This window comes from Sutterella massiliensis (assembly GCF_016899755.1).
GTDB classification, from domain to species: Bacteria; Pseudomonadota; Gammaproteobacteria; order Burkholderiales; family Burkholderiaceae_F; genus Sutterella; species Sutterella massiliensis.
Map to the genome: position 1 here is coordinate 118,429 of NZ_JACJJC010000005.1, position 17,319 is coordinate 135,747.

General features: G+C 62.6%; 10 protein-coding genes. 3 read left to right on the top strand and 7 right to left on the bottom strand.

All coding sequences use genetic code 11. The annotated features are described in order from the left end of the window. Positions 1 to 80 precede the first annotated feature (80 nt). From fdhD to H6A60_RS04790, 5 genes are all read right to left on the bottom strand, one after another. Positions 81 to 992, bottom strand: a complete 912-nt coding sequence (fdhD, locus tag H6A60_RS04770) for a formate dehydrogenase accessory sulfurtransferase FdhD (RefSeq protein WP_239477590.1) — start codon at positions 990 to 992, stop codon at positions 81 to 83. A 71-nt stretch (positions 993 to 1,063) separates the two neighbouring features. Continuing rightward, a complete protein-coding gene (locus tag H6A60_RS04775) occupies positions 1,064 to 1,975 on the bottom strand; it encodes a formate dehydrogenase accessory protein FdhE (protein ID WP_205102266.1) in 912 nt (303 codons plus the stop codon). A gap of 299 nt (positions 1,976 to 2,274) precedes the next feature. Further along, the gene (locus tag H6A60_RS04780; protein ID WP_205102267.1) at positions 2,275 to 3,000 is read right to left on the bottom strand and encodes a cytochrome b/b6 domain-containing protein; all 726 of its coding nucleotides are present in this window, start codon (positions 2,998 to 3,000) and stop codon (positions 2,275 to 2,277) included. A gap of 11 nt (positions 3,001 to 3,011) precedes the next feature. Continuing rightward, entirely contained in the window at positions 3,012 to 3,917 is a 906-nt protein-coding gene (locus H6A60_RS04785) for a 4Fe-4S dicluster domain-containing protein (RefSeq protein ID WP_205102268.1), read from the bottom strand. 35 nt (positions 3,918 to 3,952) lie between these two features. Beyond that, on the bottom strand, positions 3,953 to 7,066 hold the full coding sequence (locus H6A60_RS04790; protein WP_205102269.1) for a molybdopterin-dependent oxidoreductase: 3,114 nt from the start codon (positions 7,064 to 7,066) through the stop codon (positions 3,953 to 3,955). A 689-nt stretch (positions 7,067 to 7,755) separates the two neighbouring features. Here H6A60_RS04790 and H6A60_RS04795 point away from each other — a divergent pair. From H6A60_RS04795 to H6A60_RS04805, 3 genes are all read left to right on the top strand, one after another. Beyond that, positions 7,756 to 9,609, top strand: coding sequence for an FAD-dependent oxidoreductase (locus H6A60_RS04795; RefSeq protein ID WP_205102270.1), 1,854 nt, complete (start codon positions 7,756 to 7,758; stop codon positions 9,607 to 9,609). A gap of 212 nt (positions 9,610 to 9,821) precedes the next feature. Next, entirely contained in the window at positions 9,822 to 11,228 is a 1,407-nt protein-coding gene (locus H6A60_RS04800) for a metallophosphoesterase family protein (RefSeq protein ID WP_205102271.1), read from the top strand. A 30-nt stretch (positions 11,229 to 11,258) separates the two neighbouring features. Next, positions 11,259 to 14,675, top strand: a complete 3,417-nt coding sequence (locus H6A60_RS04805) for an AAA family ATPase (RefSeq protein WP_205102272.1) — start codon at positions 11,259 to 11,261, stop codon at positions 14,673 to 14,675. Between the two features lie 102 nt (positions 14,676 to 14,777). Here the strand turns inward: H6A60_RS04805 and lplT are convergent, their stop codons facing one another. Both lplT and H6A60_RS04815 read right to left on the bottom strand, forming a co-directional pair. Continuing rightward, positions 14,778 to 16,094, bottom strand: a complete 1,317-nt coding sequence (gene lplT / locus H6A60_RS04810) for a lysophospholipid transporter LplT (RefSeq protein WP_205102273.1) — start codon at positions 16,092 to 16,094, stop codon at positions 14,778 to 14,780. A gap of 173 nt (positions 16,095 to 16,267) precedes the next feature. Beyond that, positions 16,268 to 17,266, bottom strand: coding sequence for an AEC family transporter (locus H6A60_RS04815; protein WP_239477591.1), 999 nt, complete (start codon positions 17,264 to 17,266; stop codon positions 16,268 to 16,270). Positions 17,267 to 17,319: the final 53 nt, after the last annotated feature.

The following is a 17,319-nucleotide window of genomic DNA, read 5'->3' on the forward strand; positions in this document are numbered from 1 at the left end:
TTCGCGAGCCTAAAGAGAAAAAACGCACGCTCAACGAAAGCGTGCGTTTTTTTGTTGCCGATTATCGGTTGGGCCGCTCTTTAGGCTGCGAGCGGCAGCCCCGTGAGGCGTTCTGGGTGCGCATAGATATTGGCGCGACCGCGCCGGCAGAAGGCTGCGAGCGTGAGTCCGGCCTCCTTGGCAAGCTTCACGGCGAGCGCCGTCGGGGCAGAGACAGCAAAGAGGATTTCTACGCCGCAGTTGACGGCCTTTTGCACCATTTCGAAAGAGGCGCGCGAACTGACGACGAGGGCGCCCACGTGCCAGCCCGAAAGCGCGCGCAGACCGAGGAGCTTGTCGAGCGCAACGTGGCGGCCCACATCTTCGGCGCCGCCCGCGAGCGTGCCGTCGGGATGCACCCAAACGGCCGCGTGCGTCGCGCCCGTGAGGCGCCCGAGCTTTTCGGCGTCATAAAGGTAGCCGAGCGCCGCTTCGTAGTGACGCATCTCAAAGCGCTGCGTGTGAGCGACCGTTCGGACTTCGCCCACGGCACCCTCAAGACTTTCAACGCCGCAGAGTCCGCAGCCCGTGCGCCCGGTCATCGAGCGGCGGCGGCTTTTGAGCTGCCAGAAAGCCTCGGACGACACTTCGAGATTGACGGCGCGCCCGCTGCAGGTTTCTTCGACTTCAATGTCGTAGATCTCGTCGAGCGACTTCACGATACCTTCGGCGAGCGAAAAACCCACGGCAAATTCCTTGAGCATCGTGGGCGTCGTCATCATGACGGCATGCGAGATGCCGTTATAGACGAGGGCGACGGGCACCTCGTCGGCCACCCAGTCGGTATCGGGGCCCGTCGTAGCGCTCGTGCCGCTCATGCGCACGATGTCGAGCATTACGGCGCCCTCGGGCGTGCGGGCGCCGCCGATCGGCGCGTCGGGCGCGGAGAGCTCAGAGGGCACCGAAAAGGGTATCGCGTTCGGCACGGCTTCGAAGGCGTAGGGTTTCGTCATGGTGGACCTCCGGAAAAACGCAGAATCGTTTGAGGGGTTCCGAATTCGGTTCGGTACTTTTTTTGGGGGACTCAGTTGACGGGTGCCGCAAAGGCATCGGCGAGCGCTTCGGTGACGAGGTATTCGACGTCGGGCGAGACGCCGATCTCTTCGCCCTTCAGAAAGACTGTGGGCGTGGCGGCGCCGCAGTCGGCGCACACATGGAGGCGATGCGCTTCGTCGGCTTCGTCATGCACATATCGAAGGTCGGAGACCGCTTCGTCGCCGCAGGCCGCGCATCGGATACGCTCGAACTTCCAGCTCGCGCCGCAGGCGCCGCAAAAGAGCTTTTTGGCGTTGCCGCTCTGCGGCGTCGGGGCTACGACCGCCATGATCGGGTGCGAGCCGCAGACCGGACAGGTTAGGCGGCGTTCGTAGTCGACGACGGGCTTGTCGCGCATTTCGATCAAGCGCGAGCACTGCGAAGCGAAGCGGTCGAGCGAGGCGCGCAGAGCCAGGCCGAGCACGATCACGATGAAGTTTTCAAAGAGCCCCTCGCTCTTTTCGCCGTGAAGCTCGAGCCAGAGCGCTTCGCTGCGCTCGAGGTAGCCCGGTAAGTCGGATGCGGCATCAAGGAGCGCCGCGCGCGTCGCAAAGGGCGCCCAGTCGATCGACTCGACTTCCGCGGCGGCATCTTTCCCGATGCGGCCTTCGCGCTTGAGCGTTTCGAGGAGCTTCGCTGCAAGGCGCTTCAAGGCGTCGGCGTAAGCGGCTTCTTCGATCTTGACGAGACCGAGCGAGAGCAGCGTCGGGCCGCCGCGAACGGCCTGGTCGAGCTCCTTGTTGGTCGGCTCGTTGGCGCGGATGTCGCTCGGGCGCAGCGCTTGCGAGATGTCGGCGGCTTCAAGGAGGAGCGGCCCCCAGAGTGCAAGATCAGCACGGACGGTCGGGTCCTTGTGGCCGGCGTATTTTTCAAGTGCGCGTTCGATGGCGTTGCGGTTCATGCGGATGATCCTTCTGTTGCGGTTTGACGAGCCTGGCTTGGGTGCTCCAAAGCCGTTGCGCGGCGCGCCTTTCGGTCTCTCATGCGAAGCGCTCGCTCGGGCGGGCGCTTCGCATGCGGCCGAAAACGGTTTTCTTGTTTCGGGCCGATTCGGGCGGAGCGGCTGCTCCGCCCGAATCGGCCTCAGCGATTTTCGCGTCCTCAAGGGACTTCCCTTGACTCTACCTTGCGGCAAGGGTCTTTAGAGGGAGATTGTTTTTCGGAAGCGCTCTCCCTCGGGCGCTTCGTATCGGTGCGGCCTCAATTGGCCTTGCCGTCCTTTTCCACCGTGACGTTCTTGCCGAGCGCAATTTCTTCATTGGCCCAGTAGCCCCAGTGGTAGGCGGCGTCCGATTCGCTCACCTTGCCGTCGCCGAACATGATGCGCGCCGTGCCGCGGTAGGGCTGGAAGATGCCCGCGCCGAGGTAGATGTGCGCGATGCCGACAAAGACGGTGAGGAAGAAGAAGATGTCGTGCAGCAGACGCGCCCAGAGGATCGTCTCGCCCGAGAATTCCACCTTCATGCCGCCCGAGGGGAGCAGTCCCGTGTTGAGCCAGAGGATCATGCCCGTCACTGCCATGATCACGCAGAAGAAAAGCAGCGCGCCGTCAGCCAAGCGCTGCGCGGACTTCACGTGATGCTGCGGGGGCATGTGAACCTTGCCCGGCGCAAAGAGGTAGAACGGGAACTTCATCGCCCAAGCGTAGTCGTCCTTGTCCCACTTGCCGAAGATGTCCTCCTTGAAGAGGTGCGCTGCGCCCGAGGGCGACTTAAAGAGCGCAAAGAGCGGCACGAGGATGAACGGGATCGCAAGGAGGCGATGCAGCATGCGCATCATGTAGGTGAAGTCGCCCCCCATGATCGAGCCGCCGAGTTCGGGCCAGAAGACAAAGAGGCCCGAGACGGCGAGCAGAATGCAGGAGACGGCGGCAACGCCGTGCGTGACGCGCGTCAAGAGCGAATGACGCTGAATGTATCGAGTCATTTGTTGCTCCTTCACTTCGTTTCGTTGTTGGCGGCGCGCTCCCTGCGAAGCAGTTCGGCGACTTCACGGTCGGCCTTGGCCCGCTGTTCGGGCGTCCAGCTCTTCTTGGCTTCTTCGATCGTCACTTCCTTGCGGCGGTAGCCCATGGCGGCGAGGAAGGAGACGGCGAGTCCGGCGACGACGAGGCCCGTGCCCGCAGCGGCAATGGGCTTCATCGCCTTGATTGCCGGGATGAGCGTATTGGGCGTCGGATCGGTCGGCAGCCCGTACGCTTCGTGCCCGAACTTGAGCACGGAGAGCACGTGCAGACCGCCCATTTCCGTTTCACCGTAGAGCTCGGCCTTCTCGAAGCCCTTCTTTTTGAGGAATTCGACGCGCTGCTTGCCGAGCGCGATCATCTCTTCGCGCGGACCGAACTTGAGCGCTTCGGGCTGACAGGTCTTCACGCACGCGGGTACTTCGCCTTCTTCAAGACGATCGATGCAGAGCGTGCACTTGTCGATTCGACCGTCCTGCGGGCGGAAGCGCGGCACGTCGAAGGGGCAGGCGCTCTGGCAGTACGTGCAGCCGTTGCACTTTTCGGTGTCGAACGCGACGACGCCGTTTTCCTTCTTAGTGAGTGCGCCCGACGAGCACACCTCGACGCAGGCCGCGTTCGTGCAGTGGAAGCACGAGCGACGGCCGATCGCCCAGTGAATCGGCTGGAACTTGTTGCCCGAGGGCTTCTCATCAAACGTCATGATGAGACGCGTGTCCCCGTTGAGGTCAGCGGGACTCTGCAGCGACCCCGTGAACTTGTTTTCATTGAGGCCCAGGGCGGAGGGCAGCATGTTCCACTGCTTGCACGCCACCTGGCAGCCTTTGCAACCCGTGCAGTGCGACGAGTCGAAAAGCATGGCGACTTCTTGCTTAGCCATTTGTCAGTCTCCTAAAACTTTTGACGAAGCGCACTTCATGCGGCTTTTTCAATGTTGACGAGGAACGCCTTGTATTCGGGAATGTAGGAGTTCGGATCCCCGACGTTGGGCGTGAGGTCGTTGACGTTGTCGCCCGTGGCGAGCTTCGTGGCCCAGGAGAAGTGGTGCGGCATGCCGACGACGTGCGTGAGCTTGCCGTTGACTTGCATGGGCTGCATGCGGATCGTGACCATGGCCTTGACGACAACGGAGCCGCGGTTGTTCCAGACGCGAACGTCGTCGCCCGTCTTGATGCCCTTTTCCTTGGCGAGCTCTTCGGAGAGCTCGATGAAGTTGCAGGGCACGAGTTCGTTGAGCCACGGAATGTTGCGCGTCTGCGTACCGGACTGCCAGTGCTCGGTCACGGAGTACGTCGTGCAGACGTACGGGTAGTCGCCTGCCTCGCCGCGGCGAACGGACTTGTCTTCCGTGAAGCGGGCGCACGGGTTGTGTGCGGCGCCATTGAAGGCGTTCGCCGTCGGCGATTCAAAGGGCTCGAAGTGTTCGGGCATCGGGCCGTCTACCATCGGGTACGCGAAGAGGCGTGCGTTTTGCTCCCACGTCATGAAGAACGCGTTGTTGTCGGGCGGGTTCGCCGTTGCGAAGTCGCCCACGTCGTTTTGCAGCCACTTGCCGTTCTTCCATTCGACGAGCACGCGCTTGTCGTTCCAGGGACGCCCCTTCGGGTCGGCCGAAGCGCGGTTGTAGAGAATGCGGCGGTTTGCCGGCCAAGCGAAGGACCAGTTCGGATAGAGGCCGAGTCCCGTCGGGTCTTCCTTGCTGCGGCGCGTCATCGGCTGCTTCATCGGGTCGAGCGGCGCGTCGTTGTTGTTGTAGTAGCCCGAGAAGATCCAGATGCCGCACGCGGTCGAGCCGTCGGCCTGCAGATCCGCGTAGCCCTTGAGGAGCTTCTTCGTCTTCACGTCGTAGCCGTTCAAAGCCCAGCAAAGCGCGCGGATGTCGTACTTGCCGTCGATCATGTAGCGCATGTTGGCCTTGAGCACCTGCTCGGGGCAGGCGCCGCCTTCGGCTTCGTAAAGCGAGCGGATGCGCTCAAAGAGCAGCGAAAGCATTTCGAAGTCGGACTTGCATTCGCCGGGCGGTTCGATCGCCTTTTCGCGCCACTGGATCCAGCGGCCTGAGTTGTTGATCGAGCCCGTCTTTTCATAGATGAGCGCCGCCGGGAGGAAGAACACTTCGGTGTTGATCTTTTCCGGATCCATATCGGGCGCTTCCCAGAAGGTTGCCGTTTCCGTGAGGAACCAGTCGGCCACGAGCAGCCAGTCGAGGTTGGCCATCGAGCGGCGGACGTGCGCGCCGTTGGCGGCCGAGTGCGCCGGGTTCATGCCCCAGCACATGTAGCCCTTGATTCGCTCGTCGCGCATCATGTTGAAGGTCATGATGGTCGAGTAGGCGCCGTAGTCGAGCTTCGGGCTGATCTTCGGGAGCAGGTCGTAGCAGTAGTCGTTCTCAACGGTGGCGTTTTCGCCGAACCATTCGCGCAGCGCCGAAACCCAGAACTTGGGCTTATTGGCGTAGTAGCCCGCAGCGTACGTTTCCGCTTCGAGGTACTTCGCGAGCGTCGGGTGTTTTTTGCCGGTCGGCCACTTGAGGTAGCCCGGCGCATCGGGCACGGAGGCGCCGACGTCGGTCGAGCCCTGAACGTTCGGTTCGCCGCGAAGCGCGTTGATGCCGCCGCCCGCAACGCCGATATTGCCGAGGAGAAGCTGCACGATGCACATCGCGCGGCAGTTCTGCGAACCGTACGTGTGCTGCGTCTGGCCGAGCGCGTAGAGGATCGAGCCCGAGCGATCCGGGCGACCCGTCGAGGCGTAGACCTGCCAGATCTTCATCATCACTTCCGGGTCCATACCCGTCACCTTGGCGACAAGTTCCGGCGTGTAGCGCGCGTAGTGGCGCTTCATGACGTTGATGACGCAGCGCGGATCCGTGAGCGAGAGGTCGCGCTTGAGGACTTCAAGGTCGGGCGTCTTGAATTTCGGCGTACCGGGCTTGTTCACCCAGGCGTAGGCCCCCGTCTCGGACGTATCCCACTTGGCGACCTGATCGTAGTCGTAGCCCCAGGTTTCGTCGGAGTAGCGCTTCGTTTCCGGATCCCAGCCCGAGAAGAGGCCCGACTCCGGATCGAATTCGTAGTCTTCGCGAAGAAGGCACGCGGCGTTCGTGTAGTTGAGAACGTACTCGTGCTGCCAGAGGTCGTTCGAGAGAATGTAATTGATGAGGCCGCCGTAAAAGGCAATATCGGTGCCCGGGCGGATGCGGCCGTAGATGTCGGCGTTGGCGGCCGAGCGGTTGTAGCGCGGATCGACGACGATCCACGTGGCGCCGCGGTCCTGCGCGCGTTCAACCCAGCGCGAGGAGAGCGGATGGTTTTCGACGTTGTTCGAGCCGATCGAGAGGATGACGTCGGAATTCTGGAAGTCGCACCAGTGCGACGTCATGGAGCCGCGGCCGAACGAGGGTGCGAGGCCCGAAACGGTCGAGGAGTGGCATACGCGCGTCTGATTGTCGATGGCGACGATGCCGAGCGAGCGGGCGAACTTCTGAACGAGCCAGCCTTCTTCGTTGTTGAGCTGCGCAGCGCCAAAGCTCGCGATCCCGTCGCAGCGGTTGACGGTGACGCCGTCTTCCTTTTCGACAAAGGTCTCGTCGCGCGTCTTCTTGATGCGCTTGGCGATCGCATCAATGGCTTCGTCCCAGGAGATCTTCTCCCAGGTCTTGCTGCCCGGACGGCGAACGAGCGGCGTGAGTACGCGGTCCGGATGGAGTTTGGCCTTGCGCTCGGGCGTCACGATGTTTCTCAAGCCCCACATGGCCGCGCCCTTCGGGCAGAGGCCGCCCATGTTGACCGGGTGGTCGGGGTCGCCTTCGAGGTTGATGAGTTCGCCGTTGCGCGCCGAGCATATCGTGCCGCAGCCGCCCGAGCAGTAGCAGCAAATGTTCGTCGTTTCCTTGACGTCTGCAAGCTTATAAACAGGCTTGGCGCCGGACGGGCCGGCAGCGTGCGCGGTCTGCGCAGCTGCCGCTGCGAGCGGCGCCGCACCCATCAGGATTCCTCGCTTGAAGAAACTTCTGCGTGAAACTTCCATGGATCCTCCTAGCAGGGAGTCTTCTCGGCCTCGGACGCGCCGTATGGAGTTCTCTTGCTGCGGGTCCGGCCGAAGGGTCAAAAACGTACGCTTGTTCGGGTCCGCTTCCTTGGTTTCGAGCGGGCTCTTTTCTTGCGCGAGTAGAGTGTCGTCGCACTCGAACGCACGCTCAAGCCGCCGCTCGTATAGGGTCCACACTTCAAAAGGGTGTTCGTCTTACGTCTTTTTACGTGTAGGTAAAAACCATAAATATACCAATTAAGGGGTAGATCCAAGGTCGATGGCCGGCCGTTCTCGCATCAGGACACGGCAATACCGATATTCCAAAATGGAATAACGAAAACTGCGTCGGTACTCTGCGTCTTGTCCTCTGGTTTGATTTACATCAAATTTTTGATATGCCGTCACGCATCCGGCAACAGTGTTGCGTTTCTCCGCCTGCAACCATTGCGGTGCTCTGCGTGGCTCTTTTGCGACAGTGACGCGCAGAAAACGTTTCAGACTGCTATCCTTTCGGTGCGAGGGTTTTCCCTCCTCGACTTAATACTGATCTGCCGAGTGTCCCCCAATGGCGGATGCCCGGCGCGTAAGCGCGTTCGGCATGCGCCCGCGAGCGGCTTTGTTGTCAGCAAGACCGCGGCGGGTGTCAAAGGAGCGCGCCGTCCGTTCGATCCGTTGCGAAGCCATCCATGTCCGACCCGAAAAATCTCGTCAAGCAATCCCATCGGTTGATTTGTCAAGCATCGGCGGCCGCACTTTTGGGCGCTGCGTTGCTGTTTTCCGGTACAGCTCTTGCTGCGCAGGGGGCGCCCGGCAGTGATTTTTCGTCGTCAAACCTCAGTGAAGCTGCCGCCGTCTCGTCGACTTCGTCGGCTTCAAGTGCGCCCGTCCGTGTGGCCGGACTTCCTTCCGGGGCCGCAGCCTCAACGCCCAACGCCTTCGAAGGTGCGCCTGCCGAGCGCTGCATCACCGAAGACGACCGCCATCTGCCGCACTACCACTGCGATGTGCTTGTCATCGGCGCAGGCGCCGCGGGTCTAACGGCCGCAATCGAAGCCTCGCGCGCGGGTGCCGACGTGATCGTGCTCGAGAAAATGCCGATGGCGGGCGGCAATACGATTCTCTCGCTCGACGGGCTCCTTGCACTCTCGCCCGAGCGACGCTCCGAGGTGAGCGTCGATGTGCCGTCGGCTCAGGTAGCTGCGCCGAGCGGCGCGGCCGTGGCGCACGGGCGCGTTCGCCACGACGTTGCGCAGGGGCTCGCTTCGCCCAACGTTGCTATTTCCGCGCTGCCGCCGCAGGGCGAAGCGCTTTTCGCGTCGCTTTCCGTTCACCACGCGATGGGCGAACCCGTTCTTTCACGAAAGCTCATTGCCGAGTCGAGCTCGGCGCTTGCCTGGCTTGAGTCATGCGGGATCGATTTGTCGAGCAAAACGGCGCATCCGGGATTTGCCGGCCTTTATTCGAGGCGGCCCGCCAACGGCGCGCCCCTCGGCTTTGAAGTCATTCGCGGTCTTCTGCAGGCAACGGAAGCGGCACGCATTCCCGTGCAGACGCTCACGCGCGCTGAAGCGATTCTCTACGACGAACGTACGGGCGCCGTTTCGGGTGTTCGTGCACACGGGCGCTGCGGCGCGCTTCTCTACGAGGCCGGTGCGGTTGTGATTGCAACGGGCGGCTACGCCGCTTCGATCGAAGTGATTCGTTCGGAAAACCCGACGCTGCCGCTGCTTTCCACCACCAATTCTGCGGGCGCCACGGGCGACGGACTCGTGCTTGCGCGCAAGGCGGGGGGCGTCAAGACGAAGATCGGGTGCGTTTCCATGCATTGCACGACGCTCGCCGTTACGGGGAGTGTTGTGCCGCAGGCGGTTCGGGTTGACGGGGCGATCCTTGTGAACGACAAGGGACGCCGCTTTGTCAACGAACTGCTCCCTTCCGACGAGGTGGCGCAGGCGATTTTGAGCGAACCAAACAACGAGGCGTGGCTTGTCTTTGACGAAAGCATTTTGGAAAAAGACCGCACGCTCTCGGCCGCTGCCGACATCGGGTCGCTCGACGTTGTCTACCGATCGCCGAATCCCGGCGTTCTCGCGCGGCAGATCGGCGTCTCGCCCAAGCAGTTCACCGAAACGGTGTTCGCTTACCGCCGTATGGCGCAAGTGGGTAAGGACACCGCATTCGGCCGCCAGACGCTCAACTCCTCGCTCGAGCACGGGGATCTCTGCGCCGTGCGCGTGCGCCCTGCCTATCACTCGACCTCTGCGGGTGTAGCGATCAACACCTCGGCACAGGTGCTCCGTGCGAGCGGTCGCCCGATTCCCGGGCTCTTTGCGGCCGGTGAAGTCGCGGGCGGCGTTTTCGGGCGGCATGTGCCCGACAATCTCGGTATCGTGAGTGCGGTCGTCTTCGGCCGTACGGCGGGCGCGCGCGCGGCGGCTTTTGCGAGCGAGCGCGCGGCTGAAAAGCGGCCAGCCGATGCGGCGGTCGTGCATCAGGCGTCGACTGGCACTGCGCCCGAGAGTGCAGAACAATTGAACTGAAAATATCGCTTCGTCGAAATTTCTCCACAGGAAACGCCTCGTCCGAGCACCAACGGACGGGGCGTTCGCTTTTCGGGCCCGCGCGGCAGGATTCGTTTCTGTGCGGCTGTGTTGGTAGCCGTACAAAACCTCGAACGACCGTTGTCGACGCGCGCTTCGCTACACTTTTCGGCACCGAAGCATCCGCTTTCGGACCGTTTTGCTGCGTAATCATGAGAACACTTCGAATTCTTCACACTGCCGACTGGCACCTCGGCAAGCGTTTGGCCGACGTGGAGCGCACCGACGACTTCCGGCTGTTTCTCGACTGGCTTCTCGACCTTGTCGAAGCGCAGGCGGTCGACGTGCTGTTGATTTCGGGCGACGTCTTCGATACGACGATGCCCGCGACCGATGCGCAGCGCCTTTATTACGAATTTCTTTCGCGCGCAGCCTCTTCAAGGCTCCTTAAAACCGTTGTGACAGCGGGCAACCACGATTCGCAGCGTTTTCTGAGTGCGCCGAAGGCGCTCCTTGGCGTCATGAACTGCCTTATAGCGGGAGAGGCGCCAGAGGACGAAGCCTTCGTCATCCGCGACCGCTCGGGTGAACCTCTGCTCGGCGTCGCAGCGGTGCCCTATCTGCGCGAGGGCGATGTGCGCGCGAGCGGGCAAAGCGCTTCGGAAGCCGAGCGCTTCGAGAGCTGGTCGGCGGGCGTTGCGAAGCGCTACCGGGCAGTGCGCGAGATTTTGGAGGAGCGGCTTGCCGCGGCGGGCGCTAGCGAAAGTGTCCCCCGCGTTGCCATGGGGCACCTTTTCGTGGCGGGTAGCCGCTTAGGCGAAGCTGCGCTCGAGAGCGAAGCGACCGCCGGGGCGCCGGCTGATGCGTCGCTCCCTGCCGCCGACACAAGCGAGCGCGAATCTCACTACGTGGGGGCGCTTCGCAACGCGAGCGCCGATGCGTTCGGTGCCGACTGGGACTACGTCGCGCTCGGCCACATTCACGCGGCGCAAACGGTGAAGCGCTATGCCGGGCTTGGAGAAGCCCGCTACTGCGGCGCACCGCTCGCGCTGGCCTTTAAGAACGAGCGCTATGCGCATCAGATGCTTTTGGTGGAAATCGATCTCGACAAGCCGCGCACGGCGCACGCAGCGCGCACCCGAATCGTTTCCGTGCCGGTGCCGCAGCCGCGGCGCGTCGGACGCATTCGCGGCAATTACGACGAACTTCTCGCTGCGATCGAGGCCGCAGCTGCGCGCAGTGCGGGCGAATTGCCGCCCGTTCTTGAAGTTGCTTTCGAACTCGATCCCGTTGAAGCGCGCGCTTTGATTGAGCCGCTGCGCGCCGCGGCCGACAAGGCGGGTGTCGTGCTCGGGCCCATTCGCGCGACGCGCGCAGCCGAGGCCGAGCGCTCGGAAGCGGCGCTCATGCGGCTCGAAGACATCACGCCCGAAGAGGTGTTTGAAGATGTCCTAGGTCGGCTCGAACTCGACGAAGCCAAGACAAAGTCGCTCAAAGCCTCTTTTGCCGCGGCGCTTGCTGAAGCGCGAGATGCCTTGGGCGTACGCCGCGAAACGGGGCGCGGGGCCGAAGCGCTCGCCGAGATCAAACGTCTTTGCGAAAAGAACGAAGCCGAGTAACGCTTGAGAGCCACGAGGACGGAAAAAGATATGCGTCTATTGAAACTGCGGTTCCAGAACATCAATTCGCTCGCGGGCGAGTACGAAATCGACTTCACCAACGCCGTCTTGGCCGAGAGCGGTATTTTTGCGATCGTTGGGCCGACGGGGAGCGGGAAGACTTCGATCCTTGACGCGGTGTCGCTTGCGCTCTACGGCGAGACGCCGCGAACGGCAGAGCGGCCCGAGGAATCGAAGGATAAAGCGGCGGAGTGTCAGGTTCTCACGAAGAACCGTACCGAATGCTATGCGCAGGTGATTTTCGAAGCGCACGGTAAAACGTGGCTTTCGCGCTGGTCGCGCGGCTACGGTCCACGCTCGAAGAAGCTCACACCGGAAAAGGTGGAGCTCGCGCTTCTCTCGAGTCCCGACGACGAGGCAGGGCGCATCGTCGCCGAAAAGATCACCGACTGGAAAGCAGCCGTAACGTGGCTTCTCGGCATGGACTTTGCGGGCTTCACGCGCTGCGTGCTTTTGGCGCAGGGGGCATTCGCGAAACTGTTGCGTGCAAAAGTCGACGAACGCGCTTCAATCCTCGAGCGCATCACGGGAACCGAGCTCTATTCGGAAATCGGCAGAACCGTTTACCGCAAGGAAGCAGAAGATAAGGCGCGTGTCGAGCGTCTCGAAGCCGCGCTCGCCGGGGCGGCGCCCTTGAGCGACGAGGCAAGAGGCGCACTTGAAGCGGCGCTGCAGGCTGCGCAGGCAGCGGAAAAAGCCGCAGTTGAATGCCGTCGAACGGCCAATCAGCGTCTTGAAAAGCGCCGCGCGCTCGATGCGGCGGCGGCCGCGTACATGGAAGCGAAAAAGCGCAGCAAGGCCGCGCAGGCGGCGCTTGAAGCGGCCGCGCCCGAGCGGGCGCGTGCGGCGGCTGCACGCAGAGCGGCCAAGGGCGCTCGCGCACTCGAAGAAAAAACACGGACGCAAACCGCACTCGCGCAGGCCGAAGCGGCGGTGATGTCGGCCGAAAAGACAAAAGCGGCGGCAGCAGCGTCGCGCTTGGCGGCCGAGGCTGCACAAAAAGCGAGTGCGGACAAAACCCGAGAGGCGCAGGCCGCGCAAAAAGCGTTCGAACCCGAGTTCGATGCGATGTCAAAGGCCGATGCCGCGATTGCGCAAGCGCGCCGCACGTTTGAGAGTGCCGAGAAGGAACGCGCGGCAGCCGAGGCGCGTTTTACGCAAGCGCAGTTCGACGAAAAGAAAGCTTTCGAAGCCGAAGCGGCAGCCGGTAAGGCACTCGAAGAGACGGAAGCGGCGGAGCGTGCAAGTGCGGGCGACGACGCGATTGTCGAAGCGCTTGAGGTCATCCGTGCCGCCGTTGAGGCGCATCGCCAAGCGCGGCAAGCGGAAATGAAGACGCGTAGGGAAAAGGAAGCGGCCGAGCGGTCGGCAAAAGCGGCAGACGATGAGGCGACGGCAGCCCGCAGCACGCTCAAATCGGCTCGAGCACAGCGCGACGAGGCGCTTCGCGAACTTGAAGAGAAGCGCCTCGCGTACGAACGCGCCATGGCCGGAAGTTCCCTTGAAGCCGGACTTGTCGCTATGCGGCAGGCTGCGGGCGAATGGTGGGGCGCGCAGTGGGCGGCTTCGCTCTGCGAAGAAATTTCGGCGGCCGACGAGGTCCTCAAGGCGCTCGGCGCGCATGTCGGCAGCGACGCGTCCACCTCGCCCGCATTGGCCTATCCGCTCGCGGTTCGCGAGCGCTCGAAAGCGCGACTTGACGCGCTGATCGAGCAGTATCCATCCTTTGCTGCCGGCGTTGCCCCCGAGCGCATCGCCGAGCTCGAAAATGCGGTCGATCGTTTGCGCCTTTGGTCCAAGGAGGCGGGCGACGCCGGTACGGCGCGCGATCGGGCGGCGGCGCTCGAAAAGACGGCGCGCGACGCGCTGGATCGAGCGAGCGGCCTGGCGCAAGAGGCCGAGCAGAAGCTTGCGGCGGCAGTCGCAAAGCGCGAAAACTTCCGGGCGCAGTTCGAGCGCGACACCGAAGCGCTTGACGCAGCCCGCGCGAATTACCTTGAGCGTACGCGTCCTTTCTTCGAAGAAACGGTGCTCCTCAAGACGAAGCCCGCCGAGATACTCCACGCGCTCGAAATGCGGCGCGACGCGCGGGCGGCCGTGAAGAAAGCGATTGACGAGCGGCGCAGCGCCAAAGAGAAGGCCGCGGGCGAAAAACTCGCCGCACAGAGGCTCTGCGCCGAGCGCAAGCGCTCGGTCGACGAGGCGAAAAAGCGTGCAGCCGAAGACAAACGCACCTGGGAGACGGCAAGCGCCGAGCGGCGCGAACGCTGGGGGGAAGTCGATGCGCAGCACAAGCGTCGGGCACTCGCCTGCGCACTCGAAAGCGCGCAGCAGAAGGAAGTGAAGACGAGAAAAGCCTTCAGCGATGCGCAGGCAGCCGAAGCGGCGAGTGCAACGGCGTTGAAGCTCAGAACGAGCGAGCGCGACCGAGCGAAGAGAGCATTCGCAGAAGCGCAAACCAACTGGACCGAGGCGCTCGCTGAATCGGGTTTTGCCGACGAGGGGGCGCTCGTTCATGCTGCGGTGCCCGAGCGTGAACTCGAAGCACTCGAAACGCAGCTCGCCGAGCGCGAGCGTGAAGCACAAAAGGCAGCGGGCGCGCAGGAAGAAGCGCAAAAGCACCTCGAGGCGCTTAAGCGTGCACACGAAGAAGAAACGCGCGCTGCGGGCGCTGGTACGCCGGCTTTCGATGTGTTGACTCTGCCCCTTGAAGCGCTGGAGGCCGCCGTACGCGAAAGCGAATCCGCTGCCGGCAAGGCGAGCGAAGAGAAGGGGCGTCTTGCGGCGGAGTGCAGGGCCGACGACGAGCGGCGCGTGCAAACGAAAGAGTTTGCCGAGGCGCTCGCGGCGGCCCGTGCGTCGCTTCTCGCTTGGGGGCAGCTGAGCGAACTGATCGGGAGCGCCGACGGCAAGCGCTTCCGACTTGCGGCGCAAAAGCTCACCTTCCGGCTGCTGCTTGCCAATGCCAACGAGGTGCTCGAGCAGATGGAAAGCCGCTATCGGCTGGCCGCTGCCGGCACCTCGGGGCTCGAAGTGGCCGTTCGCGACGAAGAGCTCGCGGGACTCGTTCGCACGTCCTTCAATCTCTCGGGCGGCGAAACTTTCCTCGTGAGTCTCGCACTCGCGCTTGCGCTCGCGCGCATCAGTTCGAGAAACCTGCGCGTCGACACGCTCTTTCTCGACGAAGGTTTCGGTTCGCTCGATGCGGAAACGCTCGAAAAGGCGCTCGGGGCGCTCGAAAATCTGCAGTCGCGCTCCAAGAAGCTCATCGGTCTTATCAGCCACGTGCGTGCGGTGCGCGAGCGCATCGACGCGCATATCACGGTTCGCCCGAAAGGCGTCTCGGGCGAAAGCGATATTTCGGGGCCGGGCGTCCGGCGGATTTGATCGCGCATGAACGACGATGAGCCGCCGAAATAAAAAGGCGGCGCGCATTCGGTTTCGAAGCGTGCCGCCTTGTGCGAGGAAGGTGTTGCCTTTTACCGAGCGTCAGTGACGCTTGGCTTCCCCGATCAGATGCGTGCTGTCGTACTGACTCTGATTGCGGTGGTGCTTGAAGATCACGAGTCCCATCGAAATCATCACGAAAGCGCCGAAGACGAGCATCGTGGTCGGCACCGAGAGATCGAGCTTGATCAAGAGCGAGTAGACGCCGAGCATCGTGAGAATAGAAAGATTTTCGTTGAAATTCTGCACGGCAATGGAGCGTCCCGCGCTCATAAGCACGTGACCGCGGTGCTGCAAAAGCGCGTTCATCGGTACCACGAAGAAGCCGGCACAAATGCCTACGGCCACCATCGCTACGGCGGCGATGATCGTTGCCCAGGAGAGCTCGAACCCGAACATCGAAAGGCCGCCTTCAGGGGCCATGCTGCGGTCGAAGTAGGCCATGCACGTGACGAGAATCCCCATGAGGATCCCCATCGGCAGGACGGAGAGCGACTTCTTAAGCGGTACCTTCGCGGCGGCGAGTATGGCGCCGATGGCAATTCCGATGCTTACGACGGCCTGCATGACGGCGCCCTGCGAGAGGTCCATGCCGAGCGCATGGTCGCACCACTTGAGAACGAGGAACTGCAGCACGGCGCCCGCCCCCCAAAAGAGCGTCGTCACCGAAAGCGAAATCTGTCCGAGACGGTCGTGCCAGAGCAGAATGCAGCTCTCAAGGAATCCGCGGATCGAGTCGACGGGGTCGAAGCGCTGCTTGGGGTAGCGTGCTCCCGTGTCCGGGATGGCGAGGTTCACGAGTGAAGCGCTGAGGTAGACGAAAGCGATCGCAAAAATCGCGGCCTCGGCAAACTGCGAGAGGCCGAGCGCATTCAGGTGGAAGATGTCGAGAATGGGCTGTGCGATTTCGGGCTTGATGAGAACGCCGCCCAAGACGACGCCCAAAATGATCGAGCCCACGGTGAGGCCCTCAATCCAGCCGTTGGCGACGACGAGCTTCTCAGCAGGGAGGAGCTCCGTCAGGATTCCGTACTTTGCGGGTGAGTAGGCGGCGGCGCCCACGCCCACGATTGCATAAGCAAGAAGCGGATGCCCGCCGAACAGCATCAGGAGGCAGCCGCAGGCCTTGATGAAGTTCGTCAGGAACATCACGCGCCCCTTGGGCATCGAATCGGCGAAGATGCCGACCCAGGCGGCCAAGAGCACGTAGCTCACCACGAAAAAGAGCTTCAGAAGCGGCGTCTGCCATTCGGGCGCGTTGAGGCTCGTGAGCAGAGCGATGGCGGCAATCAAGAGCGCATTGTCGGCGAGCGACGAAAGAAACTGCGCCGTCATGATGGTGTAAAAGCCGCGATTCATAAGATGTGTGAAACCTATGAAGCGAACGCCCTCGCGGGCGTTCTGGAGTTTGCGAGTGTTCAAGCGGCCGCTGCGAGAAGCAAAAAAACACCCCCCGGCGCCGGCTCGAATGCCTGGAAACGATGGCTGATTTTAGCAAAGGCCGCAGAAGGTCAATGACGGCGGACGGCGCTCTAGAGAAGCAAAAACGCGAGCCAGAAGGGCAGCGTTGCCATCGCGGCCAATGTCTGTGCGGTCGTGACATTCGCAACCGCTCCGGCATCGCCGCGCATGCTCGCTGTCATCACGTAGCAGGACTGCGCGGTCGGGAGCGCCGCAAAAACGATTGCTACGCCCGCTTCCACGGGCGAAAGCCCAAAGGCGACACCCATGCCCCAGGCGATGAGAGGCACGAGGAGCAGTCGGTCGACGCACGACGCCGCAATGAGCGGCATATGGGCGCGGAAGTCTTCCGTGCGGAGCCCGGCGCCGATGCAGAGAAGCCCCATCGCGAGCGATGCGTTGCCGAGGTCGGCAAGAAAGATGTGCGCGGTCTGCGGCACCTTGAAGCCGCTCACGTTCACGATGAGGCCGAGCACGGTGGCAATGATGAGCGGGTTGCGAACGACGGCCTTCACGGTCGAAGCGAAAACGTTCGTGCGTGCGCCAGCCTGCGCGCCCGCTTCTTTACGGGCAACTGCCGCAGCGAGCACGCTCACGGCGATGGCGTTGCTGATCGGCACCCAGAATGCAATGAGAAGCGCTAAAAGCGATGTGCCTTCATCGCCGTAGAGGCGGGAGGCGACGGCAAAGCCGATGTACGTATTGAAGCGAAAGCCGCACTGAAAGACGGAGGCGTGCGTCCAGTCGCTATCTTTGACAACGTAGCGAACGCACCAGGCGACAAGGACGGCAATGAGCATGCCGGTGACGGCGACCGTCAGAAATTTGCTCGCCGAGGAGAGTCCGATCGAGGCGCTCGACACCGAATTGAAGAGCAGCGGAGGAAAAAGCACATAGAAGACGAGCTTTTCGGCCTTATCCCAAAAGGCACGCGGATAGTCGAGCTTTCTCGCGAGGAAAAGCCCCAAAAGAATGACGAGGAAGTCAGGGAGTATCAGAAGAACGCTTTCCATGGCGCGTGCGCTTCCCAATGCGTTGACGGTGTTGATCGGTCGGTCCTGCGGGTGCAAGGATCCTACGCTCGGTCTTCTTTCGATGTGTTCTTCATTAGACTTCCTTATGA